Origin of the sequence: Kaistella gelatinilytica, assembly GCF_015679325.1 — a bacterium.
GTDB lineage: Bacteria > Bacteroidota > Bacteroidia > Flavobacteriales > Weeksellaceae > Kaistella > Kaistella gelatinilytica.
Genome location: NZ_JADPVI010000002.1, coordinates 612,503 through 639,253, shown reverse-complemented (window position 1 = coordinate 639,253; position 26,751 = coordinate 612,503). Strand labels below are relative to the sequence as shown.

Here is a 26,751-nt window from a genome sequence, read left to right as displayed (position 1 = left end):
TTTGCCTTTTTAAATGTGGCATCATGTAACTTTTCGGGGATATTGTTGTCTAATACAATAGAAATTTATCTATGACCAAAAAAATATCCTCTGCAATTATTGCTTTATTATTCTCTCAACTCTATTTTTCACAGGAAAAACCAAATTCCACAACGAAAGAAAAGCAAATAGAAGGTGTAGTGATCACCAAAATTAAAAAAGCTGTTGAACAAAAAGCCGATCGTACAATTTTTGATTTTTCCGAGCAACCAAACCTGAATTCAGGAACGGTAATGGAAGGAATGAAAAAATTGCCGGGTCTCATTGTTTCCGATGTTGCAGGAATGCTTTACCAGGGAAAACAGCTGGCTGTTTATATGGATGGACGACCACTCAATATTTCAAGTAATGAGTTGAATTCTTTTTTAGAAGGAATGCCCGCGAATTCTGTAGAGAGAATTGAAATCATTACACAGCCGGGTGCAGAGTTTCCCGCAACTTCAGGTGGTGCAATTATGAATATCATCACCAATAAAAATTCTCAAAAATATTTAACCGCAACTTATTCCGGAAACTACAGCTTTACGAATGACGATAGATTTCGCAGTCGAACTGGAAATTCCATTAATTTAAACGCCAGAAATAAATATTTTGGATGGCAGATCAACGCCGGACAAAACTATCGGGAAAGCATTATGAATTCTAACCAAGACGATTTAGCCTTCATTAATTCTGACCGAATTAACCGCGGAATTTTTGCAAAAACGGCTGTAACAATTGATTTAGGAATGGACCGTTTGCTTTTGAATTATGATTTTTATAAAAATGGTGGCGACACGAATAATCTGAGTTCCGGGATCTTCCAAGGAAATCCTTATACCCAAAATTCCTATTTAGATTCAGAGAATTATCGAAATGAAGCGGTTGTGACTTTTCAGAAAAAATTTGCAAACAAAGGGCAAAAATTAGATTTCAAAGCCTCTTATTCTCAAGCCGATTCGCAGTTTAATCAGGAAGATGCTCAGCAATCTCAGAACGTTTTGGATAATTCATCGGTGATGAAGGTTTCGAATTTTAAAGTAGATTATTCGCAACCTTTGAAAATTTTAGATGAGGGAAAAGTTAGTTTTGGTGGGCTTTATGAAAAGCAAAATTATAAAACCGCCAGTTTTCATGAGATCAATTTAGATTATCAAAAATTAAATGCTGCGGCTTACCTGGAATTTCAAGCGACTTTGAAAAAGATCGACATCATTTTGGGAACACGGGCCGAAGATTATGATATCTCAGGAACCGCTTATAATTACAATAAAAATCGTTACGAAGATCTGACTAACTTTAAGAAATTTAAATTTTTTCCGAACGCTAGTTTGCAGTATAACTTTGCAAAGCAGGTTTACTTTGCTTTAAATTATAACAGAAAAATTTCTTTACCGAGCATTTCAGTTTTAAATCCGAACAATACGACTTTTGCTGGACCTAATTCTGAATCTGCAGGAAATCCCAATTTGCAACCGACGATTTTCGATAATTTCGAAGCCAAGTTAAGTGCGGTCGATTATGTTTTTATAGGATATAATGTGAGTGTTGCCAAGAATCAGGTCGTTCAAAAAATCAGCAGAGTAGGAGATGTTGTGGTTAATTCGCAAGACAATGTTTCTGAATTGAAAATTCATAATTTTAATGTTGGTTTTCCAATTCCGTTTGCCATTTTTAATACGCCATTAAAAGAGTTGATGAAATTTAACATGAATCCTGATAAACTGAATTTTGTCTATATTTATTCTGCTTATCAGTTGCATCAATTACCCGATGTCACAGCGAAAGGTTTTTGGGTCTTCAATTTTATGGCACAAATTATTTTACCTAAAGACATTAAGTTCGTAGCGAATTACAGCTATTTGACTGCAAAAGGAAATTACTATTATTTTGTTGCAGATAAGCCATTCAGCAATTCTCTTAATTTAAATATTTCCAAAAAATTCATGAACGAAAGATTAAATGTCTCGCTTTTTGCAGACGACATTTTCAATACTCAGGAAACTGCACTTCATTCAATTTCAAGTGTTCCAAATGTCTATTTGTCAAGTAAAAATGATACGCGGAAGTTTGGTGTTTCTGTAAATTTTAAAATTCCAACCAAAAATAAGAACGCTAAAGTAGATTCCAATTTGTTGGATAAAGACAAAAAAGACGATTCTAGCTCTATTCCGGTAATTCAATAACATAAAAAAGATTTCTAAATTTTAGAAACCTTTTTTTTATCTTTATTCTTCACACGCTTTCCAAACGGGATCATTCTGCGGAACTTCGGCGGTAATGCTCACATTTTCATTCGTTACGGGATGAAGGAATTCTAGTTTTCTGGCATGAAGATGAATTCCACCATCAGGATTTGAGCGGGCTGCACCGTATTTTAAATCGCCTTTGATCGGAGCTCCAATTTTTGATAATTGCGCACGAATTTGATGATGACGACCCGTTTCAAGATCTATTTCAAGCAGTTGAAAATTATCCAAACTTTTAATGATCTCGTAATTGAGAATCGCTTCCTTTGCGCCTTCCGTTATTTTCGGGAAAACAGTGGTCTTATTATTCTTTTCATTTTTCTGCAGATAATGAACTAACCTTTGAGTCTGAGGAATTTCTACTTTTGGAACAACTGCCCAATATGTTTTTTTAATTTCACGATTTTTTACCATTTGTGTTAAACGTGAAAGTGCTTTTGAAGTTTTCGCGTAAATCACCAATCCAGAAGTTGGCCGATCGATGCGGTGAACCAAACCAAGAAAAACATTTCCGGGTTTATGATCTCTTACTTTGATGAAATTCTTTAGTAAATCAAGCAATGAAAAATCACCAGTTTTATCGCCCTGAACGAGTTGTCCGGCTTTTTTATTGATCACTAAGAGATGATTGTCTTCGAAAACGATTTGTTCCTTCATGTTTGAAATTTACGAACTGCAAATTTACGTAAAAAAGAACGTTGCGTTCAGGATGAAAATTTTAATTAAGAATTTTTATATTTTTTTAAAAATACGCGCTGCGAATCAAAGGCAATTTCTTCTAAATTGATATCCTCTTTTTTGATCCAAACTGTCTCAGAGATCTCCGAAATTTCCAGTTCTACCTCAAATTTTTCTTCAACTTCGTATTCGTAAAAAAGGTCTAAAGTATTGTAAAGAATATTTTTGTATTCGTACGTATTGGGTAAACTGGCAAGATATTTTAACCGAGAACTGTCAACTTTCATTTTCATCTCTTCAAAAAGCTCGCGAACACAGGTTTCTTCTCCACTTTCTTTGGGATCAACAAACCCACCCGATAAATCTAATTTGCCTTTTTTCGGCTCTTCATTTCGTCGGGTGAATAGAATTTCGTCTTTAAATTTAATGAGAACTGCCACTGCTCCAGCAACATTGTGAAACAAAACATAATCGCAATTGGAACAGCTCCATTTTTTTTCGCCGTCCCAGATCAATGTTTCATGTCCACATTTTGGGCAGAATTTTAAATCGCTCATTCCACTTCTTTTACTTTATTTCTTGGATGGTAGTTCAAGATCACATCGCGCAATTCTTCGTTTTTCAAATGCGTATAAATTTCAGTTGTCGTAATGCTGGAATGTCCCAACATTTCCTGAATATACCGTAGATCTGCACCATTTTGTAAAAGATGCGTGGCAAAAGAATGTCTGAAAGTGTGTGGAGATATTTTCTTATTGATACCCGCTTTTTCCGTCAATTCTTTGATAATAATAAAGACGATAACGCGCGACATCGCAGAACCACGGCTGTTTAAGAATAAAATGTCTTCACATCTTTTATTGATCTTGTACTTTGATCTGATCTCCCGAATATAATCTTTGATCAATGTTGAGGTGAAAGTTGCCATCGGAACGAACCGGGATTTGTCGCCTTTTCCTTCGACCTTTAAATAAGATTCTTTAAAATTGATGTTAGAAATTTTCAGATCGATCAATTCGGAGACGCGCAAACCGCAACCATAAAGAACTTCGATCATACAATGATTTCTGCGTCCAAGATCGGTGTCCGTATTAATTACCTTAATGATTCGGTTAACATCCTCAAAACTTAAGGTATCGGGAAGGTAAAGCCCAAGTTTTGGTCCTTCGAGAAGCGTTGTGGGATTATCGGTACGAACTTCATCTTCTACCAAATATTTAAAGAAAGATTTAATTGAAGAGATCCATCTTGCCTGTGATCGCTCACTGAATTTTTTCTTTGAAAGCTGAAAAAGGTATTCCTGAATATTTTCGTACGTTATTTGAAACGGTCCGGTATTTTCAAGTTCAAATTCGGCATAGTCTCTCAGTTTTCTGATGTCTCTTAAATAGGCATCCAGTGTGTTGTCGGAAAAATTTCTTTCAAATTTTAAGAAATTTTCGAAGTCGCTAATTTTTTCATTCCAGGTCATCATTGTGTGTGTGTTTGTGTGTGTTTGTGTTTTTTTATTTTAAGTCATCATCTGGTACTTGTAAAATTTCAATTCCGTGATTTTTTAGAAATTCAATTCCTTCGCTGTCTGAATAATGATCTACATAAACTAATTTCTTAATTCCCGCCTGTAAAATAAGTTTGCTGCATTCTTTGCAGGGCGACAAAGTGAGATATAATGTCGCGTCTTTGGCTGATTGTGTAGATCCTGCTAATTTTAAAATAGCGTTGGCTTCTGCGTGTAAGACAAACCACTGGGTTTTTCCGGCGTCATCTTCGCAGCAATTTTCGAATCCTGAAGGAGTTCCGTTGTAACCATCAGAAATGATCATGCGGTCTTTTACGATTAAGGCACCAACTTTTTTTCTTTTGCAGTACGACAAGTTCGACCATTCTATGGCCATTTTCAAATACGCTTTATCAAATTTAGTTGGTTCCAAAAATATTTTTTTTATGAGTCTATTATTAAATCTAAATAATTCTATACTTAGAAAGAGGGTTTTCTTTTTTCTAAAAATGCCTGAACACCTTCTTTTTTATCATCCATTTCAAACAATTCACCAAAAGCTTTCATCTCGGTTTCGAAACCGGTGTCTTTGTCCGATTGGTTTACAGCAATAATTGCTTTTGAAATTCCCATGGGTGAATTTCTGGAAATTGTCGTGGCCAATTCTTTGGTTTTTGGCAGAAGTTCTTCTAAACTAAAAACCTCGTTCACCAAACCAATTTCTTTAGCTCTTTGTGCTGAAATCATTTTTGCGGAGAAAATCATCTCGTTTGCTAAACCTCTTCCAACCAGTTTGGGTAATCTTTGAGTTCCGCCGTATCCAGGAATTAATCCTAAGGTAACTTCCGGAAGACCCAGTTTTGCGTTTTCAGACGCGTACCGTATATGACAAGCCATTGCTAATTCTAAACCACCACCAAGAGAAAATCCGTTAACTGCTGCGATTACAGGCTTGCTAAGATTCTCTATTTTATCAAATAAAATCTTTTGTCCGTTTCTCGATAATTCTTCTGCGGCTTTTGCGCCAAAATCTGAGAATTCTTTGATATCAGCTCCTGCAACAAAAGATTTTTCGCCACTTCCCGTTAAAATAATAACTCTGATGTCTTTGTTCTGATCTAATTCTCCGAAAGCGGTGCTTAGTTCCTTAATTGTTTTAGAATTTAAGGCGTTCAAACTTTCGGGCCGATTAATCGTAATGACAGCTGTTTTGTCGTCAATCTCGAGAATGATATTATCGTAATTCATTTATGTTGTAGAATTGTTATTAATAAAGCGCAAATTAAGAAATTTTTCCAAAGAAAAGGGCGTGTTTACACCCTAAATAATAATTTAGACTTTTTTTAATCGTTGTTTTTCGAATGGGTGATCATATCGGCATCAATATTTACCTGTAATCCTAAAGCGATCTTCATTCCCAACTCGATATTTGCGCGAAAGAAATGACAAAGTTGACGGTTGATAATTTCATCTTTTTTCGGACCTGAAATATCATTCATAGACTCGATGATATTTTTCACTAAATGCTCGCGCGCTTCTTTGGTCATCGCTTTTGTATAAAGTAAACCCGGTTGGGTGTAATGATCATCATCATTTTCATTACGATTGAAATGAGCAACACTTGTGCTGTCTAAATCGTAATCTAAATTTTTGTAGTCAGAATCAGGTTCTACTCCGTCAAAACTATTGGGATAATAATTCGGTGCATCTTTATAACTTGACGAATCTGCCATTGCGCCATCTCTTTGATAATTATTAAAACCAAAAGGACAACGGTTTACTTCTAATAAATGGGAATTGGCTCCAACTCTGTATCGGTGTGCATCTGGATAAGAAAATAATCTTCCCTGCAACATTTTATCAGGAGAAAAACTGATACCTGAAATTAAATTGCTGGGCGAGAAAGTAGATTGTTCAACGTGCGCAAAGAAGTTATTTGGAATTTCGTTCAGTTCCATTTCTCCCACTTCAATTAGGGGAAATTCGTCGTGGAACCAGACTTTCGTTACATCAAAAGGATTCCAGCGGAATTCCTGTGCCTGTTCTTCAGTCATGACCTGAATAAAAAGCGTCCATTTCGGAAAATCTCCGTTTTCTATCGCGTCAACGAGATCTTCTTGCGCAAAGTCGGGATTTTCACCTTTCATTTGTTGCGCATCTTCCGTCGTGAAATTTTTGATTCCCTGTTGTGATCTGAAATGAAATTTAACCCAAACTCTTTCGTTTGCATCATTGATCATCGAGAAAGTATGAGAACCAAATCCGTGCATGTGTCTGTATCCGTAAGGTGTTCCGCGATCAGACATCAAAATTAAAACCTGATGAAGCGATTCTGGGTTGAAACTCCAAAAATCCCATTTCATGGTAGCGCTTTTCAAATTTGTTTTGGGAACTCGTTTTTGAGTATGGATAAAATCTGGGAATTTCTTAGCATCTTTAATAAAGAAAACAGGTGTGTTATTTCCTACCAGATCCCAGTTTCCATCTTCGGTATAAAACTTTAAGGCAAATCCCCGTGGATCTCTTTCTGTATCTGCACTGCCTTTTTCGCCTCCAACGGTCGAAAATCTTGCAAACATTCTGCATTCATTTCCAACTTTCGAAAACAGTTTTGCTTTCGTATATTTTGAAATATCATGAGTGACGGTAAATTTTCCGTAAGCACCACTTCCTTTCGCATGTACGATTCTCTCCGGAATTCTCTCCCTCACAAAATGCGCAAGATTTTCCTGCAAAATGAAATCCTGCAACAAAACAGGGCCTCTTGGACCAACGGTTTGAGAATCCTGATGTTCAAAATAAGGTGCTCCGGAACCGGAGGTGAGTTTCTTTGTAGCCATGAATGTGTATTTTCAAAGACAAATTTAACAATTTCGAATCTGAAATCGTGGTATTAATTTATTAAATCAGGATAAGGTCGTATATTTGTAATAGATAAAATTAATTATATGAACATTCAGCAACTAGAGTATCTTATCGCCGTTGATAAATATAAACATTTTGGCAAGGCGGCTCAAGCATGTTTCATTACGCAGCCTACGTTGAGCGCAATGATACAAAAATTTGAAGATGAGCTCGATGTGAAAATTTTTGATCGTACAACACATCCAATTCGTACGACCGATGTTGGTATTCAAATAATAACGGAAGCAAAACACGTTATAGACTCTGTTAATGAACTGCGCAATAAAGCGAGTCTTCTTAACAACGTTTTGGCGGGTAAAGTTAATTTAGGAATTATCCCAACCGTTTCAAGTTTTATTTTGCCTACTGAAATTTTCGACTTCCTGCGCAAAAATCCAAAAATTGAGTTTAATGTGAAGGAAATGACGACGGAAAATATCATAAAAGCTCTGAAAGCAGGTGAGTTAGATGCGGGAATTATTTCTACTCCTTATGATGCCGCGAACGAGTTTTACCACGATCATCTTTTTAATGAAGAACTCATGTTGTATTCTTCTGAAAGTGCTTTGGGCAAAAAAGAAGATACTTTTGTCATTCCGGAAGAAATTAATGTAGATAAGATCTGGCTTTTAGAGGAAGGAAACTGTTTGAGAACACAATTCGAAAATATTTGCCATTTAAAGGAAAACTCCATGAAACCGAGTAATCTTGAGTTTTCGGCTTCAAATATTAATACTTTGATCCAAATGGTTGATCAAGTAGGTGGAATAAGTATTTTGCCGGAACTGGGCATGATCCAGTTGTCTGATCAACAAAAGGATAAAGTTTCCAGATTTAGAAGACCTTTTCCTTACCGTGAAATAAGCATCATTTATTACAAGCCAACCTATAAACAGAAAATAATTGATGAATTTGTACTTTTTGTAAAGCAGGCTCTTCAAGAAAAGCTGAATTTTAATAAGGATCCGGAATCTTTTGCCAACGTTAAGCCTCAAGTCGTTAAGTAAAATTAAAATTGTATTAAAATTTTTTAAAAACTCAGAATGTGCGTAAAGAATTAATTTACATTTGCATTCTTAATTTTTAAAAAATCATGAGAAAATACTATTTACTAGTTTTATTTTTCTGTTTAAATTTATTCAGTTCCCAAAAGATCTTATTTGATAACGCCAAGGCAGAGATGGCCGGGAATGCAGACTGGATCATTGATTCCGATGGTGGAACTGCGCAGCGATTTCCTACTCCGGCACAAAGCACTGTCAATTCTACAACGTTGGAAACTTATTGGAAGGGCGCTTTGAGTGCATGGGGAATTGATCTTGTTAAGACCAACGCAAATTATATTTTAGAAACGCTTCCTGCAACCGGGAAAATCACTTACGGTGATAGCACCAACGCTCAGGATTTATCGAATTATAAAGTTTATATCGTTGATGAACCCAATACTAAATTTACAGTTGCGGAAAGTAATGCCATTGTAAATTTTGTAAGAAATGGCGGTGGACTTTTCATGATCAGCGATCACACAATGAGTGATAGAAATGGTGATGGATGGGATTCTCCTGCGATCTGGAATGATTTAATGGCAAACAATACCGTGCTTTCAAATCCCTTCGGAATTACTTTTGACCTTAAAAATATTTCAGGAACTTATACAAATCTTGCAAACCAACCAGCCAATCCTGTTCTGCATGGGACTGCTGGAAATCCTTCGCAAATTCAACTTTCCAATGGAACTACGATGACGCTGGATCCTGCGAAAAATTCTTCGGTACAAGGTTTAATGTTCACGACAGGCACTTCTGGCAACACGAATACCCTTGTTTCAATGGCTACTTACGGAGCAGGAAAAGTGGTGGCTCTTGGTGACAGTTCGATTCCAGATGATGGAACAGGCAATTCGGGAAATACACTTTACAACGGTTACACAGGAGACGCAAATGGAAATCACAAACCTTTACTGCTTAATGCTGTAATTTGGCTGGCTTCATCCAGTAATCTGAGTATTCCAGATGTTTTGGCCTCAGAATTTATTTTTTATCCGAATCCAAGTTCAGATTTCCTTAATTTTAAAGGAGGTTCCGGGAAAAATATTGAATATTCGATTGTTGATGCTTCAGGACGAATGATTGTAAAATCTATTACTAATGGAAATCAGGTCGATGTTAGAAATCTTTCGAACGGAATTTATATTTTGATCCTTAATATAGAAGGTCAGACCAAAACAGTTCGGTTCATGAAAAATTAGTTTTACTGAAACTTACACAAGCACTTAGCTTTTTACAATTAAGGAAATGGAATTTAAATATACTTCAAAATGTTTTTAGATTCCATTTCCTTTTTATAGTTTTGCACTCGAATACTTCACGAGGAAAATTTTGAACTGATTGCAACCTCCCAAAAAAATGCTAAAACAGAATTTCTATTTTAGTTTCTTTTGTAATCACTTCCGTTTTCTTTAAAAATTAATTTTTTAAAAAACAAAAGAAATATGTCATATTTATTTACGTCTGAATCTGTATCAGAAGGACATCCGGATAAAATCGCGGATCAAATTTCTGATGCACTTATCGATAATTTTCTTGCAAATGATCCCAATTCAAAAGTTGCGTGTGAGACTTTGGTTACAACCGGACAAGTAGTTTTGGCGGGAGAAGTAAAATCCAGCGCTTACCTTGATGTACAGGATATTGCAAGAAAAGTAATTAATAAAATTGGTTATACCAAAGGAGAATACATGTTCAATGGTGATTCTTGTGGTGTAATTTCGTGCATTCACGAGCAGTCTGCCGATATTAATCAAGGGGTTGACCGCAATTCAGCAACCGATGATTTTGAAACAAAAGCAAACAGTCAGGGCGCAGGAGATCAGGGAATGATGTTTGGTTATGCAACCAACGAAACTGATAATTACATGCCATTAGCACTTGATCTTGCTCATACTATTCTTAAAGAATTAGCGATTCTAAGAAGAGAGAATGATGCGATCAAATATCTTCGTCCTGATGCAAAATCTCAGGTTACGATTGAATATTCTGATGATCATAAACCAGTAAGAATTGATTCTATCGTAGTTTCTACGCAACATGATGAGTTTGGAAGCGATGAAGCAATGTCGGCGAAAATCGAAAAAGATATGATCGAGATTTTGATTCCGAAAGTGAAAGCGAATCAGAAGAAAGATATTCAAGATCTTTTCAACGATAAGATCAAATATCATATTAATCCAACCGGAAAATTTGTGATCGGTGGTCCACACGGTGATACAGGTTTAACAGGTCGTAAAATTATCGTAGATACTTATGGTGGAAAAGGAGCGCACGGTGGTGGAGCTTTTTCCGGTAAAGATCCTTCGAAAGTTGACAGAAGTGCAGCTTATGCAGTTCGTCATATCGCCAAAAACTTAGTTGCTGCCGGAGTTGCAGATGAGATTTTGGTACAGGTCTCTTACGCCATCGGTGTTGCAGAACCTTGTGGTTTATATATCAATACGTACGGAACTTCAAAACTGGATATCAATGACGGCGAACTTTCTGAAAGAATTACAAAGATTTTCGATTTGAGACCTTACGCAATTGAGCAAAATTTGAAGTTGAGGAATCCTATTTATCAGGAAACGGCTTCTTACGGACACATGGGAAGAGAACCTTACATGGCTGATAAGACTTTCAGAAAAGCAAATGGTGAAGACCTGGTTATTAAAGATCTGGAATTTTTCACCTGGGAAAAACTAGATAAAGTCGATGAAATTAAAAAAGAATTTGGACTTTAATTTTTCTTAAAATATTAAACTGCTTTATCCAAAACGATAAAGCAGTTTTTTTTTAACTTTACGCACAGAATAAATTTCCCCTATGAAGAAAATCCTTCTTTTCAACCTTTTTATAATGATGTTTTCCACGAGTCTTGTCAAGGCGCAATTCACCATGCATAAAATGATTCATGTTGGTTATGTTTATCAAAATCAGAGTTTCGGTGAAGTTGGAGGTCGCTTGCTTTTCCTGAAAACCGATGATGTTATCTACAGGATCGGTGCTTCCGCTTTGATGGGAGTTGCGAACAGTGAATTTGCCATCATGCCGAAAGTTCAGGGCGATGTTTTAATTAATTTTGAAAGGAATGTCGATTTATACCACTCCTATTATTTCTTAGCAGGAGCAGAAGTTACTACCAAATACGCGGCCCCAAAAATTGGCGTAAACTTACTTGGTTTGATTGACCTGACTGCCGGTTATGCTTTCCCAATAGATAAAAAGGGGATCAATGGTAAGGAATTGAAAGGTTTGAACATTAATTTTACTCTCAACATACCGCTCGTTTTGTTGCATGATTTAACGAAATAGTAAAGTTTTTGTAAATATTTGAAATATTTTAACAGAGTATTAACTTTTTTACTATTTTTACCACTCCAACAAAAACATTTCTATCGAGTAAAAACTATACTTCTTTATAAGAAACCGAAACTAAAAGCCCGAATAAAATATTTGGTGTACTATTCGGGTAATAAACAGAAGTGAGTTATGACAACACAAACCGATAGCTGGCTGATCTCTGAATATAGGAACGGAAACGAACGAACGCTTCCTGTTTTGATCAAGAGACACCAGAAAGATCTTTTTTCCTTTATATTTTATAAATTAATGGATGAAGACTTGGCCAACGATATTTTCCAGGATACTTTTATGAAAATTATTGTCACTTTGAAAGAGGGGCGATACAATGAAGAAGGCAAATTTATCCTTTGGGCAAAAAGAATTGCATATAATCTGATCATCGACCATTTCCGGTTGAAATCTAAGCATGTGAAAGTTTCTGAAACGACGTATGAAAATGATGAGTTTTCAATCTTCGATCTAATTTCAGAAAAGGAAGAGAATATTGAGGAACGTTTGATCAGCCAGCAAATTCAGCATGACCTCATGAAAATGTTGGTCTATCTGCCAGAAAATCAGCAGGAAGTGATCAAACTTCGGTTTTTTGATGGTTTAAGTTTCAAAGAAATTGCAGATCAAACAGATACAAGTATCAATACAACATTGGGAAGAGTGCGTTATGCTTTGATCAATTTGCGAAAAATTATGGAAGAACATAAGATTATTTTGACTCGTTCATAATAATTAAATTAAAGTTTCGTTTTTAGGGAAATAAAAGTTTCGCCTATGAAAAAAAATGACACTTTAAACGAAAACCTTTTGAAACCAAAAAGACAAACAATCGATTTTCTCTTGAGCTATTCCAAAAGTATCGCTGTTTTGAAAATCAGAACTAAAAATCAGATTGTTTCCCAAAACTAATCTTAATTTATTTAAATTTGTGCTGTATGAAAATTCAGCACATTTTTTTTGACCTCGACAATACTTTATGGGATCACCGCAGAAATGCTTATCTCACTTTAAAAGAAATCTTTAAGAAAGAACAGATCAGCGATAGATTCAATCTTGATTTCGAAGAATTCCACACCGAATATTTTACAATTAACGAAAGACTTTGGGAACAGATCCGCGATGGAGAGATCGACAAAGAATATCTCCGTGAACATCGGTTTTACGATACTTTCCTCTTTTTCGGAATTGATGATTTCGATCTTTCTGAGACTTTCGAAACTCAATTTCTGGATGAGATCCTGAATTATAATGATCTGGTAGAAGGCGCTTTTGAGATCTTGGAATATCTTTCCGAGAAAAAATATAAGCTCCACATTCTTTCCAATGGTTTTAAGGAAGTTACGTTTCGAAAATGTGAACTTTCCGGTATCAAAAATTATTTCCAAACCATTACAAGTGCCGATGAGATCAACATCCGCAAACCGCAACCCGAAGTTTACGATTACTCTTTAAAAAAAGCCGGAGCAAAAATTGAAGAATCAATGATGATCGGTGACGACTGGATCGCCGATGTAGAAGGCGGGAAATCGTTCGGATTAGAGGTCGTTTTCCTCGATGTTTTTAATGATAACTACGAAGCAGAAGGAGTGAAGGTCATTAAAAAATTAGTAGAGCTTAAAGACTTTTTATAAAAAAACCTTCTCGAAGTGAAAAGGTTTTGATTCTATCTTAAACGCCTAAAGTAGTACGAACTTTATGTAAAGTTTCAGAGGCTATTTTTCGGGTCTTCACTGCGCCTTCCTGAAGTTTTTCCTCCAGTTCTGGTAAGTTGTTCATATAATAGGAGAAGAGTTCTCTTTCTTTCGCAAATCGGGTCAGAATTAAATTCAACAATTCCGTTTTTGCGTGACCGTATCCAAAATTTCCAGCTAAATATTTTTCTCTCAAAACTGCCGTTTGATCCGGAGTTGCGATCAATTCATATAAGGCGAAAACTTTATCAGTTGCCGGATCTTTCGCTTCTTCCAAAGATTTAGAATCTGTTTCTATTCCCATAACCTGTTTTTTCAGTTCTTTTTCCGGTAAGAAAATATTTATGATATTTCCTCTTGATTTCGACATCTTCTGTCCATCAGTTCCGGGAACATATTTCGTGTCTTCCTGCAACTCTGCTTTTGGTAGCACGAAAACTTCACCCATTTGATGATTAAATCTCGCGCCCATATCTCGCGCCATTTCCAAATGCTGCAACTGGTCTTTTCCCACAGGAACCACTTCTGCATTATAAAGTAAAATATCAGCAGCCATCAAAACCGGATACGTAAATAATCCTGCGTTTACATCGTCTAAACGATCTGCTTTATCTTTAAATGAATGTGCTAAGGTCAATCTTTGGTAAGGGAAGAAGCACGACAAATACCAGGACAGTTCGCAAACTTCTGCAATATCACTTTGTCTGTAAAAAAACGTTTTGTCCGTGTCTAATCCACAAGCAAGCCAGGCTGCAGCGATTTCGTACGTGTTTTGTTTTAATTCTGAAGCATCTTTAATTTGAGTTAGAGAGTGCAGATTTGCGATAAACAAAAACGATTCGTTTTCAGCTTTTTTCGAAAGTTCGATGGCAGGAATGATCGCACCAAGCAAATTTCCTAAATGTGGAGTTCCTGTTGCCTGGATTCCCGTAAGTATTCTGGACATATTTTTAATTTAACAAGTGCAAAAATACAAAACTAAACCACTTTTGGCAAACCTAATTTTTCTTGAAGGGTTTGTTTTGATTTCGTAAGCGTCTCAATCAATTTTTTTTGACGAAGGTTTTTCTTCTTCATGTCAAGAATTTTTTTGAGAAAGAAAGTGAGCAATCCTAAAGTGATGATGATCGAAAACCAATTGTAAATTTGAAATTTCTTCTCTACTTTGGAATTAATTTCCTCTTGTTCCACATTTTGAGCATTGAGATATCGATTGTAGGATTGTAAGTCATCTTGCTCCAAAGTTTTCTGAATTTCCAGAGATTTCTTATTATAAATTTGAAATTTCTCAATATTATTAATGGCTAAATTATTATTCGCCAAGAGATTAAAAATCGCCTCATTTAAAACCAGATCTCCAAAAGGTTCCGCCAGTTTTTCTGCTTCATATAAAACTTTTAATGATTCTTCATTTTGATGTTTTTGAAAATAAATTACACCTTGACCTTTCAAATTATAGGCGGTCATAATATGATCATCAAATATTTTCGCATATTTTTCTCCCTCTTTAAAATAATTAAAAGCTTGCTGCAACTGCTTTAAATCCAGGTAACAACTTGCCATATTGTAATAATTGATGCTTATTTTGGCCGCGGTTTCTTTGTCCAATTCCAGTTTTTGAAAACTTTCTGCAGTTGATTTGAATTTTTCTAAAGCCAAATCGGGATTCGATTGATTAAGGTAAATAATTCCTTTAATATTATTGATAAAACCGCTATTAAAGAGATATTCTTTATCTTTCTTAGGAGATTTCTCGATCATTTTTTGCGCCTCATCCAGGCTTTGCAGCGCTTTTTCGTAGAGTTCCATTTGCTGATACTGAACTGCGACGGATTTTAGAATTTTTATTTTCGTCGTAGGTAAAGTTGTTTTGGGAATCAGATTTTCTGCTTTCAAATTATAGAAAAGAGAACTGTCATTATTTTTTTTCGCGAGATAAGCATTAGAAATTACCAGGTACAAATCTGCTAATTCATCCACATTTTTTTCGCTTTTTAAAAGTTTTAAGCCTATAGAAATCGCTTCATCCGGTTGTTCATAGATCAGAGAAGTTGCTCTTTTTTTAAGCGAATCACCAACTTTTTGAGCTGTAAAATTCACAGTTCCAAAAAACAGAAATAAGAATAAAAGTGGAATTTTTTTCATCATTCGGAGTTTCTTAAATTCTGTAAATATTCGTTCGGAGAAAATCCCGTAACGGATTTAAAAACATTCGTAAAAGCACTATGCGAAGTGAATCCGCCGATTTCTGCGATGTAACTTATTTTGTATTGCAGATAAGTTCGATCCGTGGACAGTAACTGAATAACGTGCTTAATTCTGAGTTCATTAATATACGTATTGAAGTTTTTGTCTTTATATTTATTGATGATTTCCGAAAGGTATTTCGTGTTCGTACCGAGTTGCGCAGATAAAGTTGCCAAGGACATTTTGTTATCCAAATAATTTTTGGAATTCTCAAATATCTCCAGTTGTGCTAAAATTTCTTCTTCCGTTTCTTTCGGAATTAAAAGTGGTTTTTTTGAGGAAATTTTCTCTGTTATCGTTTCTTTCGAAGTTTTGACAGGAATATTTATGGAGCGGAAAAACTTAATTTGTTTCGCTAAATTTTTCGCTTTTTGAATTTCTCTATAGTAGAAATATCCTGCAATAAGAAGTAGTAGAAATGAAATTCCCAGAAGAAAAAAGAATTGCATTCTCTTCTTATTTCGAAGCGACTCGCTTTTTTCTGCAATGGATTCTGTATTTAACTGGAGTATTTCTCGGCGTGCTTCTTTTTTTTGTTCGCCCAATAATTTTGAAACTTCCTCGCTTTTTTTCCTGTAAAGTTCGTATTCTGCATTATTTTTTAGTACCAAATAATTTATGCTCAGATCTTTATAAACTTTTTCTTTCAGAGGATTGTAATTAATATTTTCCAGAGGCAACAAAGCGTTTTTCAGACAATTAATAGCTTCCTCGTAATTTTGTTCCTCGAAAAATAAATTTCCCCGTAATTGTTGGGTTAAAGAATATAAATAAATATTTCGGGGATTCTTTTGCAGGTCTTTTAATAATGAATCAGCAATTTTTCGAGCTTCCTCTTTTTGTCCTTTTTCGAAAAGTATTGTGGCAGAAATTAATTGGTTTTCCTTTAAAATTAAATCCGGAGCAGCGCTTTTGTTTTTTAGGGAATTTGAACTTTGAGTTAAACTTTTCCGCGCATTTTCATACTTTTTTAAAGCCAGAAAATTCTGCGCCTGAATTTGAAAAAGTTGTGCATATAAGAATTGATCTTTGTCGGAATTTCTTGATTTTCCCTTTTTTTCAAGGTATTGAGAAATAATTTTATCAGCTTGTTCGTAGAAGTTCAATTCATAAAATTCCCGGGATAAAATCAAAATCTTGCGAAGATCTTCGTTCCCAATTTCTGAATGGGATTTTTCGAAGGCGATTTTTACTGATTCTACATAATCGCCTTTTAGCAAATTTGCTTTCGTGAGAATGTTAATTACGGGAGTTTCAGTTTTATCGGTGCGGATTTCCTGTGCAGAATGAATCGCTACATCTGGATTTTCGTATAGTTTTAGAAAACTATTTTGCATTCGCAACTCAAAATCGGTTCTCTTTTGTGCGGTGAGAAGACTCCCACCAAAAAGTAAAAAGAGAAATATTTTCCAGAACTGCGGCATGAAACAAAATTAATTCTTTTTAAAAATAAATCTCCTTCTTCCAGTTAATTTTTTGAACGAAATTATTTTAACTTAACTAATTTTGAAGATGGTCATTTTCGACTACGGAATACTAATTTTTTTGCCGCCAAATTTAGGTTCTACGCCAAACAAAAAATCCCAGAAAACTTTTACGCGCGCCAGATATTCGCGAAGATTGGTTTTTAAACCAGCATATTGATTCACGTCTTCTGCGTTGTAACCGAAAGCTTCAATACCGTTTTTTTGAGCCAGATAGACGGCTCGTTCGTTATGGAAACGCTGAGAAATAATAATAAATGATTGTTGTCCGAAAATCTCTTTTGCCCGAACGATAGAATCCAAAGTTCTAAATCCGGCAAAATCTTCGAAAATTTTCTCGGCTGGAATTCCTTGTTTGATCAGTTCTATCTTCATGTCTTCCGGCTCATTGTAATTTTTTTGGGAATTGTCTCCGCTCACAATGATATTTTTAATTTTCCCTGCTTTATAAAGTTCAACTGCGGCAGTAATTCTATTGAAAAAGTAGGCATTTGGCTTTCCACTTGCTAGAGTTTTGCTTGTTCCTAATAAAAGTCCGGTTTTTTCTTGTGGTAAGTTTCCGAGATTGGAAGTTACCTGATCTTCGGTTTCACTCTCGATGGTGAAATTGCACCAGTAAGTAAAAATCCCTGTAATCAGGAACACAAAAAAGGCGACTAATATAAGGATTTTTATTTTTTTCATGAATGGTAAATCGTAAACAAAAATTTGATTTCGAAGCGATAAACTGCAGCCCAACCTGAGTGGAGCTCTTTATTATTGGTAACTGAGCGACGGAACCATTAAAAAAAGTCTCGTCATTCGTGACGAGAGAGGGTGGAAAAAGCTGCCTAAATAAATCTTAAAAATCAAATCCGTTCGGAAATGCTTTCTTTCTAAAGATGATCAATAAAGCCGCTCCAACGGTAATTGCAGAATCGGCAACATTAAAAATATATTTAAAGAATTCGATATGTTTTCCGCCAATTATCGGCCAGCTTTCAGGAACATTCCAGTCTACCAAAGGGAAATGCAGCATATCGACAACGCAGCCTTTCATAAAAGTAGAATAACCGCTTCCGAATGCAACCACTTTAGAGATACCGCCGTAGTCGATCCATCTTTCGATACTTTCTTCATACACCGTTCCACTGTCGAAGATCATTCCGTAGAACATTCCATCGATCAGATTACCGATTGCGCCGGCGAAAATAATCGCCATTGGAATCATGAGATAATTCGATTGCCCTTCTTTGAGCCATTTTCTAAAAAGATAGATCATAAAGCCGATGAGCGCAATTCGTACGATCACCAGAAAATATTTTCCGAGCAGACCGCCGAAATGAAATCCATAAGCCATTCCCGGATTTTCTACAAAAGTCAATTTAAATCCCGGAAAAACCGGCGTGCTTTGGCCAAGATTGAAATGGGTTTTGATATAAAATTTCGAAGCTTGATCGATAAATAGAATGATAAAAGTAATTAATGCTATTTTCTTCATTATTCGCCGCTCTTTGGTTTGTCTTTGAAATTTCTTACCGGTTTATCTTTTTTTACCGCAGTTTTTGTTAAAAAAGGTTGCGTTTTCGTATTTCTGGTGTGAAATTTTTCATATCTGATTCCCATGTCTTTCATCACATCTTTTAATGCGTTAAGTTCCATTTGATTTTTGGGATGTACAATTAATGCTTCCATTTAAATTATTTTTTTGAGAGTTCGTCGAGTCGTTTTTGATCTTCTCTGGAAAGATCGTTCACTCCGTTTTTCCCCATTTTGCTGAGGATTTTGTCGATTTCATTTTCGCGGTCTTTCTTGTCAGAATTATACTGATCGTCCATCGTGTAATTTTTTTCTCTATTCGGAATGATCTTCTCTTTGATATCCTTTCGAAAAAAATAGGCGAAAACGACTGCGACTGCGAGTAAAATAAGGACTGTATTCATGAATTTAAAATATAAATGCACAAAATATAGGGTATAGAAATATACTTTATACTTTGCACATTATTTCATTTTAAGAAGGTAGATTATCGTTGCATATTCTTCGCTTCGATGCTTAATGTTGCGTGAGGAACAGCTCTCAATCGGTCTTTACCAATGAGTTTTCCTGTTGATCTGCAAATGCCGTACGTTTTATTTTCGATGCGGATCAACGCATTTTTCAACTCGCGCAAGAATTTCTCCTGTCTTCCGGCCAAAATTGCATTTTGTTCCTTGCTCAACGTTTCTGCACCTTCTTCAAAAGCTTTGAAAGTAGGTGAAGTATCATCAGTACCGTTATTTTGATCGTTGATAAAACTCTCTCTAACCAAAAACAGATCTCTTTCTGCTTTTACTATTTTCGCCTGTATAAGTTCTTTAAATTCAACCAGATCGGCGTCGCTGTATCGTTGTCTTTCTTCTGACATAGTTTTTTATTTTTTTAGTAATTAGTTATAATCTGTTAAAAAGAAATTATGAATAGGTCTAATTTCCAGATGTTGCTAATTTATTAATGTATACTTTAAATTTTTTCTCTTCGATTTCGATTTCCTCAAAATTCGAAAGTGAAATTACAATTTCTATTTGATTCGACAATACTTCTTCTGAAATATATGTACTGTTGTTCAGAATTTCTTTTTCGAAGGCTGAATTTTCTTCCAATTGAATTGAAATTCTGTCAGTTAGCTCAAAATCTTTCTCCTTTCTTAAATTCTGAATTCTATTGATAAATTCTCTCGCAATTCCTTCTGCTTTTAATTCGTCGGTCAATGTCAAATCGAGTGCCACCGTCATTTTTCCTTCGTTCGCCACTGTCCAGCCTGGAATATCTTTTGTGAAAATCTCTACATCTTCTAAAGATATTTCATGACCCTGAAGTTGCATTTTTCCTTCTTTTTCCAAAGTGGAGATTTGTTCCGCTGTAAAATTCGTGATTTCTCCTGCAACCAGTTTCATGTCTTTTCCAAGTCGAGCTCCCAAAGTTTTGAAATTCGGTTTGATCTGTTTTACGATAAGGTGAGAAGCTTCGTCAGCATTGATCAACTGAAGTTCTTTCACATTAACTTCCTGCTTGATCAAGTCAGAAACTGCTAATATTTGATTTTGAGTTTTTGAATCCATAACCGGAATCATCACTTTTTGCAAAGGTTGACGAACACGGATGTTTTCTTTTTTTCTTAATGAAAATACCATCGACGTAATCTGTTGTGCCAAATGGGTTTTTTCTACCAGATCCTGATCGATCAAACTTTCGTCTGCTTTCGGGAAATCGGTTAAGTGAATAGATTCTGCGGTGTTCTTTCCTGTGCTTTTATTCAGATCCTGATACAATTGATCCATAAAGAATGGCGCAATCGGTGCGGCAATTTTTGCAATGGTTTCAAGACAAGTGTATAAAGTTTGATAAGCAGAGATTTTATCATCTGAATAATCGCCTTTCCAGAATCTTCTTCTGCAAAGTCTTACATACCAGTTGCTTAAGTTGTCATTGACGAAATTATTAATGGCTCTTGCAACTTTCGTTGGTTCGTAATCATTATAAAATTCGGTAACTTCTTTAACCAATAAATTCAGTTCAGATAAAACCCAACGGTCAATTTCCGGACGGTTTTCGATATCTTTTTCTGAATAAGTAAAGCCGTCAACATTTGCGTACAAAACAAAAAACGAATACGTATTGTATAAAGTTCCGAAGAATTTTCGACGAACTTCATCAATTCCTTCTAAATCAAATTTCAGATTTTCCCACGGATTCGCATTAGAGATCATGTACCAACGCGTCGCATCGGGACCATATTTATCTAAAGTCGTGAAAGGATCAACCGCGTTTCCTAAACGTTTCGACATTTTTTGGCCGTTTTTATCCAGAACTAAACCGTTCGACATTACATTTTTATAAGCTACAGAATCGAAAACTGCTGTTCCGATCGCATGAAGCGTATAAAACCAACCACGAGTTTGATCAACACCTTCCGCAATAAAATCTGCCGGGAACGCTTTTCTTTCGTCGATCATTTCCTTGTTTTCAAAAGGATAATGGAGTTGTGCATAAGGCATCGAACCTGAATCAAACCAAACATCGATCAAATCTGATTCTCTGTTCATCGGTTTTCCGGAAGGTGAAACTAATATAATTTCATCCACAATATTTTTATGCAGATCGATCTTCGCATAATTTTCTTTCGACATATTTCCGGATTCAAAATCAGCAAACGGATTTTCGGTCATAAAACCTGCCTCCATCGATTTCTGAATTTCGTTCATCAATTCTTCTACTGAACCAATGATGATTTCCTCTTTTAAATCTTCCGTACGCCAAATTGGCAAAGGAATTCCCCAATATCTGGAGCGGGAAAGATTCCAGTCATTTACATTTACGAGCCAGTTTGCAAATCGTCCTTCACCCGTAGATTTGGGTTTCCAGTTGATTGTTTCATTAAGTTCGACCAAACGGTCTTTTACCGCCGTCATTTTTACAAACCAGGAATCTAAAGGATAATACAAAACCGGTTTATCGGTTCTCCAGCAATGCGGATAACTGTGGACGTATTTTTCTACTTTAAAGGCTTTGTTTTCTGTTTTTAATAGAATCGCCAAATCGACATCCCAGGATTTTTCGGGTGCAGTTCCGGTTTCGTAATATTCGTTTTTGATATATTTTCCGGCAAAAAGTTCCGGTACATTTTCTCCTTTTAAGAATTTTCCCTGCAGATCAACCAACGGAACGAGATTGTCGTTCTCATCTTTGATCAACATGGGCGGAATCCCGTTTTCTTTTCCGACACGCGCATCGTCTGCACCAAAAGTCGGCGCGATGTGTACGATTCCTGTTCCGTCTTCTGTAGTAACGAAATCTCCGATAATCACACGCAAAGCTTTGTCTGCATTTTCAGCGGGCAAAAACCAAGGAATTAATTGTTCGTATTCAGTGCCTGCTAAATCAAATCCTGTAAATTCATGTAAAATTTGATATGGAATATTTTTTTCGTCGGCTTTATAATTTCCAAAATCTTCTTCAGTTCCAGCAAAATATTTTTTACCAAAATTTTTCTCTAAAAGAACTTTAGCCAAAATAACATTGATCGGTTCGAACGTATATTGGTTAAAAGTTTTCACCAAAACATATTCGATATCGCGTCCAACTGCTAAAGCTGTATTTGAGGGTAATGTCCACGGAGTTGTTGTCCAGGCAAGAAAATAAATATCAGCTTGAGATTGCTTGGTGTCAAATTCTTCCCAATGCAATGCGCCGCCGCAAGTTGCACCTGCGATTTCAGAAGTATCGATCTTCGAATCACCGTAAGCAATTGCTGATAGTTTTTTCCAGGTTTCGCTCACATTTTCAGGAGCTTTTTTCAATTTAAACTGTGCAACAACGGTTGTATCAGAAACATCGCGATAAGTTCCCGGCTGATTGAGTTCGTGAGAAGACAAACCAGTTCCCGCTGCAGGTGAATATGGTTGGATTGTATACCCTTTATATAACAGATCTTTGGTGTATAATTGCTTCAAAAGCCACCAAACCGTTTCCATATATTTCGGTTCGTAGGTGATATAAGGATCTTCCAGATCAACCCAATAACCAATTTTTTCGGTCAGGTCATTCCAGACATCAGTGTAACGCATCACTGCATTTCGACAAGCTTGGTTATATTCTTCAACAGAAATTTTCTTACCGATATCTTCTTTTGTAATTCCTAATTCTTTCTCAACACCCAATTCTATTGGTAAACCGTGTGTGTCCCAACCGGCTTTTCTGAAAACTTGTTTTCCTTGCTGCGTTTGGTAGCGGCAAAAAATATCTTTCAGAGCTCTCGCCATAACGTGGTGAATTCCGGGCATTCCGTTCGCAGAAGGTGGCCCTTCATAGAATACATATTCCGGTTGTCCGTCGCGAATTTCTACAGATTTTTTAAAAGTTTCGTTTTGATTCCAAAACTGCGTGATATTTTCGGCAACCGCCGCTAAGTCTAGATTTTTATATTCGGTAAACTTCTTCATTTTCAATCAGTTTAACAGGTTTTATCCTGATTAATTTAAGTTTGCGAATATAAGGAATTTTCGGGAAATTTTTTGAATTGAAATGAAGGTTATTCTTCGCGATTCCGTTTAAATGTTTGCAGAATAAAATAGGTAGAAAACCCCAGGATCAAACTGGAAACAATTGCCAGAATAAAACTTCCGACCACGTATTGTAAAAGATGAGATTTTGCAAATTCAAAATCTATATTTTTATATTCAAAACTGTTGGTTTCCCCTACAAATGGTGCTCCAACGATCATTGAAAGAAAAATAATGAACGGAATAAAAAGTGGGAAACTCACATGAGTACTCATATAAGACAAAACTTTGTTGAGTTTAAAAAAGGAGGCTAAAAACAGCACAATAACCATATGAAATCCCCAAAGTGGTGTTAATCCAATAAATACTCCAAGTGCGACAGATTTTGCTTTTACCTCATTGCTTCCGTCACTTTCCAAAATATTTTCCTTCAGGAATCTTTTGAAACCCTTTTTGCGAAAATAGCGGTAGAATACTTTCTGGCTTTGGATGGTATTTTTGATAAAATTTTTCAAGAAGATGCTTCTTTTTGTCAAAGATAAGAGTTTTCAGATTTTAAAAGCAGTAACATATTAAGGTGTAAAATTCAGAAAAAAGCTACTATTAAAAAAAAACTTCTACTTTTGCAAAAATTTCGAGGATGTCAAAAAATTTAGTGATCGTAGAATCGCCTGCAAAAGCAAAAACTATTCAGAAGTATTTGGGAAAGGATTTTGAAGTGAAATCTAGTTTCGGACATATCCGTGATTTGCCCAAAAAAGGAATGGGAATCGATTTGGAAACGTTCACTCCCGATTATGAAGTTTCTGCCGATAAAAAGAAATTGGTAGCCGATCTGAAAGCTGCCGTAAAAAAAGCAGATATGATCTGGCTGGCTTCGGATGAGGATCGCGAAGGTGAAGCAATCGCCTGGCATTTATCCCAGGAATTAAAATTGACCGATGAGAATACCAAACGGATTGTTTTTCACGAGATCACCAAAACTGCCATTTTAAAAGCAATTGACAACCCGAGAAAAATTGATCAAAATCTAGTAAACGCGCAGCAGGCGAGAAGAATTCTGGATAGAATTGTAGGTTTTGAAATGTCGCCCGTTCTGTGGAAAAAAGTAAAAACCGGTCTTTCTGCAGGGAGAGTTCAATCTGTTGCAGTTCGGTTGGTCGTTGAAAGAGAATTGGAAATCCGTGGTTTTCAACCGAAATCTTCTTATAAAGTGGAAGGTATTTTCTTAAACAATGCTAATCAGGAAATTGCAGCAAAACTTAAAAAAGATTTTGTAAAAGAAGCCGAAGCTGAGGAATTTTTGAAACTTTCTAAAAATACCGACTTCAAAGTTTTGAACGTAGAAACAAAACCTGGAACGCGAACTGCTTCTGCACCTTTTACAACTTCCACTTTACAGCAGGAAGCGAGTAACAGATTAGGTTACGGCGTGACCGGAACGATGAGAGTTGCGCAACGTTTGTACGAAGAAGGTTTTATCACTTACATGAGAACCGATTCCGTGAATCTTTCGCAAGATGCCATTAATGGTGCAAAAGCGCAGATCATTTCTGAATTTGGAGAAAACTATTCAAACCCTAGGAATTATACGACGAAATCTGCATCTGCACAGGAAGCTCACGAAGCGATCAGACCCACAGATTTTTCTGTGAAAAGTATTGGTGATGCGCAATTGAACAAATTATATCAGTTAATTTATAAAAGAACTTTAGCTTCTCAAATGACGAATGCTAAAATTGAGAAAACAGTTATAGAGATCGGTAATGCGAAACTTCCGCAGCATTTTGAAGCGCAGGGTGAAGTGATCGTTTTTGATGGTTTCTTAAAAGTTTACGGAATCGTAAAAGCAGAAGATGATGATGAAGAAAACGACGAAAAATTATTGCCGAAAGTTTCTGTTGGAGAGAATTTAGACTACAAAAAAATAGAAGCGACCCAGAAATTTACGCGGCCATCTGCGAGATATACCGAAGCTGGTTTGGTGAAAAAACTGGAAGAACTTGGTATTGGAAGGCCTTCGACTTATGCGCCAACAATTCAGACGATTCAGAATCGCGAGTATGTTGATAAGAAAGAAATTATTCCGCAGGAAAGAGAGATCATGAAGATGACGCTTGGGAAAAGTGAAATCAAGAAAGAAATTCTCATTGATAAATTCGGTGGCGATAAAAATAAATTTGTTCCGACCGATATTGGTGAAGTTGTGAATGATTTCTTAACGCAAAATTTCGCCGAAATCCTGGATTACGGATTTACAGCAAAAGTAGAGCAGGATTTTGACCACATCGCAAACGGGGAAGAAAAATGGAAAGAAGTTTTGCAAGGCTTTTATAAAGATTTCCACCCAAGGATTGCTGATGTAGAAGAGAATGCGGACCGTGCAAATGGAGAAAGAATTTTAGGAGTTGATCCGAAAAGTGGCAAAAATATATTGGTAAGAATCGGAAGATTTGGACCAATGGTTCAGATCGGAGAACAGGATGATGAAGAAAAACCAATCTTCGCCAGTTTAATGGCTTCCCAAAATATTGCAACGATCACTTTAGAAGAAGCTCTGGAATTGTTTAAAATTCCTTTTGACCTGAAGAATTTTGAAGATCAGACGGTGACGATCGGAGTTGGTCGATTTGGGCCTTATGTAAAATGGGGAGAAACTTTCATCAGTATTCCGAGAGGTGAAGATCCGCTTTCTATTACTCAGGAGAGAGCTGAGGAAATCATTCAGGAAAAGAAAGTTGCTGATGCGCCCATTGCCAGTTATAAAGGCGAACCGGTAACTAAAGGCACGGGAAGATTTGGTCCTTTTATCAAATATCAGTCGATCTTTATCAACGTTCCAAAAAGATATGATTTTGAAAATCTTTCTCAAAACGACATTAATGAATTGATCGAAGCTAAGCTAGAAAAAGAAGCCAATCGCTATATCCAACATTGGGAAAGTGAAAAAATTTCTATTGAAAACGCAAGATGGGGCCCGATCGTAAAACATGGTAAAAATATTTTTAAAATACCAAAAAATCCGAAAGAGGAAAAATATACGCCTGAAGAATTGGCTGATGTTTCTCTGGATGAGGTAAAAAAATGGATCACCGCACAGGATAAAAATGCCTTCAAAGAGAAACCTAAAAAAGCCGCGGCTAAGAAACCTGCTGCTAAAAAAGCACCGATAAAGAAAGCACCGGTAAAAAAAGCGGTTGCTAAAAAGAAATAAGAAAGTAATAATTACCAGTAAAATTTTCAATCTTCAAATGCTTTGTCATTTGAAGATTTTTTTTTAAAATTGATTTGAAGAATTTTTTCAGGTTTCCAACCATCTAAAACGGTGTTTTTTGTGATCAGTTTAGACCTAAAAAGTAGGTTTTTGAACGTCATTAATTAAACAGAAAAATTTTATACTTATTTTTTATATCGTTTTTAAAAATGTAATTCGAACGCATAAGACTGTTTTACTAAACTTTACGATACAAATGGCGTATATTATAAGAGATAATTTAATTTAAACAGTAAATTTTTTTTAAAAATAGGTTTATTATGTAAAATATATTTTTACATTTGACCTCACACAAAAGAAAAA

Annotated in this window: 25 protein-coding genes; 9 read left to right on the top strand and 16 right to left on the bottom strand. The window is 35.8% G+C overall.

Annotation, left to right across the window (positions count from 1 at the left end; all coding sequences use genetic code 11):
* Positions 1–71 precede the first annotated feature (71 nt).
* A complete protein-coding gene (locus IV494_RS10015) occupies positions 72–2,204 on the top strand; it encodes a TonB-dependent receptor domain-containing protein (RefSeq protein ID WP_196079998.1) in 2,133 nt (710 codons plus the stop codon).
* Positions 2,205–2,246: 42 nt separating this feature from the next.
* Here the strand turns inward: IV494_RS10015 and IV494_RS10010 are convergent, their stop codons facing one another.
* The 6 genes from IV494_RS10010 to IV494_RS09985 form a co-directional block, all read right to left on the bottom strand.
* Positions 2,247–2,924, bottom strand: coding sequence for an RluA family pseudouridine synthase (locus IV494_RS10010; RefSeq protein WP_196079997.1), 678 nt, complete (start codon positions 2,922–2,924; stop codon positions 2,247–2,249).
* 65 nt (positions 2,925–2,989) lie between these two features.
* On the bottom strand, positions 2,990–3,502 hold the full coding sequence (locus tag IV494_RS10005; protein WP_196079996.1) for an NUDIX domain-containing protein: 513 nt from the start codon (positions 3,500–3,502) through the stop codon (positions 2,990–2,992).
* A complete protein-coding gene (xerD, locus tag IV494_RS10000; protein ID WP_196080163.1) occupies positions 3,499–4,416 on the bottom strand; it encodes a site-specific tyrosine recombinase XerD in 918 nt (305 codons plus the stop codon). Before xerD ends, IV494_RS10005 begins: the two co-directional genes overlap by 4 nt.
* A 34-nt stretch (positions 4,417–4,450) precedes the next feature.
* Positions 4,451–4,876, bottom strand: coding sequence for a deoxycytidylate deaminase (locus tag IV494_RS09995; protein ID WP_262894671.1), 426 nt, complete (start codon positions 4,874–4,876; stop codon positions 4,451–4,453).
* Between the two features lie 47 nt (positions 4,877–4,923).
* Entirely contained in the window at positions 4,924–5,691 is a 768-nt protein-coding gene (locus IV494_RS09990; RefSeq protein WP_196079995.1) for an enoyl-CoA hydratase-related protein, read from the bottom strand.
* Positions 5,692–5,786: 95 nt separating this feature from the next.
* A complete protein-coding gene (locus IV494_RS09985; protein ID WP_196079994.1) occupies positions 5,787–7,283 on the bottom strand; it encodes a catalase in 1,497 nt (498 codons plus the stop codon).
* Between the two features lie 108 nt (positions 7,284–7,391).
* On the opposite strand from IV494_RS09985, the gene IV494_RS09980 reads away from it, so the two are divergent.
* The 7 genes from IV494_RS09980 to IV494_RS09955 all read left to right on the top strand — a co-directional run bounded on the left by IV494_RS09980 (position 7,392) and on the right by IV494_RS09955 (position 13,363).
* Positions 7,392–8,354, top strand: coding sequence for a hydrogen peroxide-inducible genes activator (locus tag IV494_RS09980; RefSeq protein WP_196079993.1), 963 nt, complete (start codon positions 7,392–7,394; stop codon positions 8,352–8,354).
* An 86-nt stretch (positions 8,355–8,440) separates the two neighbouring features.
* Entirely contained in the window at positions 8,441–9,595 is a 1,155-nt protein-coding gene (locus tag IV494_RS09975) for a T9SS type A sorting domain-containing protein (protein WP_196079992.1), read from the top strand.
* Positions 9,596–9,838: 243 nt separating this feature from the next.
* Positions 9,839–11,119, top strand: a complete 1,281-nt coding sequence (gene metK, locus IV494_RS09970) for a methionine adenosyltransferase (protein ID WP_196079991.1) — start codon at positions 9,839–9,841, stop codon at positions 11,117–11,119.
* 82 nt (positions 11,120–11,201) lie between these two features.
* The gene (locus tag IV494_RS09965) at positions 11,202–11,690 is read left to right on the top strand and encodes a hypothetical protein (RefSeq protein WP_196079990.1); all 489 of its coding nucleotides are present in this window, start codon (positions 11,202–11,204) and stop codon (positions 11,688–11,690) included.
* A gap of 177 nt (positions 11,691–11,867) precedes the next feature.
* A complete protein-coding gene (locus IV494_RS09960; RefSeq protein ID WP_196079989.1) occupies positions 11,868–12,461 on the top strand; it encodes an RNA polymerase sigma factor in 594 nt (197 codons plus the stop codon).
* 45 nt (positions 12,462–12,506) lie between these two features.
* On the top strand, positions 12,507–12,641 hold the full coding sequence (locus tag IV494_RS14870) for a hypothetical protein (RefSeq protein ID WP_262894670.1): 135 nt from the start codon (positions 12,507–12,509) through the stop codon (positions 12,639–12,641).
* 26 nt (positions 12,642–12,667) lie between these two features.
* Positions 12,668–13,363: an HAD family hydrolase gene (locus tag IV494_RS09955; protein ID WP_196079988.1), complete on the top strand. Its 696-nt coding sequence runs from the start codon at positions 12,668–12,670 to the stop codon at positions 13,361–13,363.
* Between the two features lie 37 nt (positions 13,364–13,400).
* Here IV494_RS09955 and trpS read toward each other — a convergent pair whose 3' ends face one another.
* The 10 genes from trpS to IV494_RS09905 all read right to left on the bottom strand — a co-directional run bounded on the left by trpS (position 13,401) and on the right by IV494_RS09905 (position 23,689).
* A complete protein-coding gene (gene trpS, locus IV494_RS09950) occupies positions 13,401–14,369 on the bottom strand; it encodes a tryptophan--tRNA ligase (RefSeq protein WP_196079987.1) in 969 nt (322 codons plus the stop codon).
* Positions 14,370–14,401: 32 nt separating this feature from the next.
* Positions 14,402–15,571, bottom strand: a complete 1,170-nt coding sequence (locus tag IV494_RS09945; protein WP_196079986.1) for a tetratricopeptide repeat protein — start codon at positions 15,569–15,571, stop codon at positions 14,402–14,404.
* A complete protein-coding gene (locus IV494_RS09940; RefSeq protein WP_196079985.1) occupies positions 15,568–17,094 on the bottom strand; it encodes a helix-turn-helix domain-containing protein in 1,527 nt (508 codons plus the stop codon). The genes IV494_RS09945 and IV494_RS09940 overlap by 4 nt, the downstream gene beginning before the upstream one ends.
* A gap of 102 nt (positions 17,095–17,196) precedes the next feature.
* Positions 17,197–17,838: a SanA/YdcF family protein gene (locus IV494_RS09935; RefSeq protein WP_196079984.1), complete on the bottom strand. Its 642-nt coding sequence runs from the start codon at positions 17,836–17,838 to the stop codon at positions 17,197–17,199.
* Between the two features lie 157 nt (positions 17,839–17,995).
* On the bottom strand, positions 17,996–18,634 hold the full coding sequence (locus IV494_RS09930) for a lipoprotein signal peptidase (RefSeq protein ID WP_196079983.1): 639 nt from the start codon (positions 18,632–18,634) through the stop codon (positions 17,996–17,998).
* On the bottom strand, positions 18,634–18,828 hold the full coding sequence (locus tag IV494_RS09925; RefSeq protein ID WP_039351108.1) for a DUF2683 family protein: 195 nt from the start codon (positions 18,826–18,828) through the stop codon (positions 18,634–18,636). The genes IV494_RS09930 and IV494_RS09925 overlap by 1 nt, the downstream gene beginning before the upstream one ends.
* 5 nt (positions 18,829–18,833) lie before the next feature.
* Entirely contained in the window at positions 18,834–19,076 is a 243-nt protein-coding gene (locus IV494_RS09920; protein ID WP_196079982.1) for a DUF6576 domain-containing protein, read from the bottom strand.
* Positions 19,077–19,159: 83 nt separating this feature from the next.
* Positions 19,160–19,540: a TraR/DksA family transcriptional regulator gene (locus tag IV494_RS09915; RefSeq protein WP_039351112.1), complete on the bottom strand. Its 381-nt coding sequence runs from the start codon at positions 19,538–19,540 to the stop codon at positions 19,160–19,162.
* 58 nt (positions 19,541–19,598) lie between these two features.
* The gene (ileS, locus tag IV494_RS09910) at positions 19,599–23,114 is read right to left on the bottom strand and encodes an isoleucine--tRNA ligase (protein ID WP_196079981.1); all 3,516 of its coding nucleotides are present in this window, start codon (positions 23,112–23,114) and stop codon (positions 19,599–19,601) included.
* Between the two features lie 89 nt (positions 23,115–23,203).
* On the bottom strand, positions 23,204–23,689 hold the full coding sequence (locus tag IV494_RS09905; protein ID WP_196079980.1) for a DUF2062 domain-containing protein: 486 nt from the start codon (positions 23,687–23,689) through the stop codon (positions 23,204–23,206).
* 125 nt (positions 23,690–23,814) lie between these two features.
* Between IV494_RS09905 and topA the strand changes: the two genes are divergently transcribed.
* Positions 23,815–26,388, top strand: a complete 2,574-nt coding sequence (gene topA / locus IV494_RS09900) for a type I DNA topoisomerase (protein WP_196079979.1) — start codon at positions 23,815–23,817, stop codon at positions 26,386–26,388.
* Positions 26,389–26,751 lie beyond the last annotated feature (363 nt).